At 68.3% G+C, this 1,835-nt stretch carries 2 protein-coding genes; one reads left to right on the top strand and one right to left on the bottom strand.

Features of this window, described 5'->3' with window-relative positions; translation table 11 throughout:
• On the top strand, nt 1-760 hold a 760-nt coding region (locus tag AC1D12_RS32375; protein WP_477845245.1), incomplete at its 5' end, for an SPL family radical SAM protein.
• 1 nt (nt 761) lies between these two features.
• On the opposite strand, the gene AC1D12_RS32380 is transcribed toward AC1D12_RS32375, so the two are convergent.
• Complete coding sequence (locus tag AC1D12_RS32380) at nt 762-1,670, bottom strand: cation diffusion facilitator family transporter (protein WP_477845246.1); 909 nt, start codon at nt 1,668-1,670, stop codon at nt 762-764.
• Between the last annotated feature and the right edge of the window lie 165 nt (nt 1,671-1,835).

Consider the following 1,835-nt stretch of genomic DNA (forward strand, 5'->3'; position numbering starts at 1 on the left):
GGTCAACGCCGCCGAACGCCTGCGCGAGGCGCTCGCGAGCCGCGCCTACGAGCCGCAGATGCTGAACATCGGCTCGGCCACCGACGCCTACCAGCCGGTCGAGCGCAAGCTCGGCATCACCCGCTCGGTCATCGAGGTGCTGCACGGCTGCGACCACGCGTTCTCGATCGTCACCAAGTCGTCCGGCGTCGAGCGCGACCTCGACCTGATCGCGCCGATGGCAGCGCGCGGGCTGGCGGCGGTGTACGTGTCGGTGACCTCGCTCGATGCCGAGCTCTCGCGCATCCTCGAGCCGCGCGCCGCGTCGCCGCAGCGCCGGCTGCGCACGATCAAGACCTTGGCCGAGGCCGGCGTGCCGGTGGGGGTCAGCGTGTCGCCGGTGATCCCGTTCATCAACGAGCCCGAGATCGAGCGCATTGTCGAGGCGGCTGCCGAGGCCGGCGCGCGCTCGGCCTTCAGCATCATCCTGCGCCTGCCCTGGGAGGTGAACCCGCTGTTCCAGCAGTGGCTCGACCAGCACTTCYCCGAGCGCGCGGCCCGTGTGATGGCGCGCATCCGCGACATGCGCGGCGGCAAGGATTACGACGCCACGTTCAGCAAGCGCATGAAGGGCGAGGGCGTGTGGGCCGAGCTGATCTCGCAGCGCTTTCGCAAGGCCTGTGCGCGCCACGGCATGAACCGCGTGCGCACCGAGCTCGACCTGACGCTGTTCCGCAAGCCGCGGCTGCCGCCGGCGAACGGACAGGGCGAGTTGTTCTGACTCAGTCCTTCAGGTCGGGCTCGAAGAAGATCCAGCGGATCGACGGAAACGCGGTGCGCAACCCGGCTTCCACCCGGTTGATCGCCTCGATCAGCGCCACGTCCGACGGCTGCGGCGCCATGCGCGCCTTCACCGCGACCATCACGTCGTTGCCGAGCTGCTGCGTCAGCAGGTTGTAGATCTGCGCCACCTCGGGCTGCGCGGCGATGTGCTCGCGCATCGCGGCCAGCACCGTCGGCTCGGCGCTCTGGCCGACCAGCAGCGACTTGACCTGGGTGCCCACCAGGATCGCGACCACCACCAGCAGCACGCCGATGACGATCGAGCCGATGGCATCCCACATCGGGTTGCCGGTGAGCACGGCCAGGCCGATGAAGGCGAGCGCGGCGACCAGGCCGCCGAGGGCTGCGAGGTCTTCGCCGAGCACGACGATCAGCTCGCTCTGGCGCGAGCGGCGGAACCATTGCCACAGCGTCTGCGCACCGCGCTCCTTGTTGATCTCGCGCAGGCAGCCCCACAGCGAGACGCTCTCGGCGACGACGCCGAACGCGAGGATGGCCATCGCGACGCCGGCGTATTTCACCGGCTCGGTGTCGTGCAGCTTGTGCACGCCTTCGTAGATCGAGAACAGGCCGCCCATGCTGAACAGCATCAGCGCGACGATGAAGCTCCAGAAGTAGATCGCCTTGCCGTAGCCGAGCGGGTGGTCGGCGGTCGGCGCCTTCTTGGCTTCCTTCAGGCCCCAGATCAGCAGGCCCTGGTTGCCGCAATCGGCGTACGAGTGGATGGCCTCGGCCAGCATCGACGACGAACCGGTGAACACCGCGCCGACGGTCTTCGCGATCGCGATCGCGAAGTTGGCGCCGAGCGCGAAGAAGATGGATTTCAGGGAGTCGGAAGAGGCGGACACGGCTTCCCGTTCGGAGTCGTTGGAAGCGGGGACTTTAACTGCGTCGTTCTTTGTGGTTGTTGCGCATTGGTGCGGAAGGCGCGAGCGGGGAGTCTGGGGCTCGCCGTCGCGCCGGTCTTCGCCCCTGGCGGGGCGAAGACTCCCCTGCGCTGACTGGTTTCATGG

It is taken from the genome of Rhizobacter sp. P1_G5 (assembly GCF_056405435.1).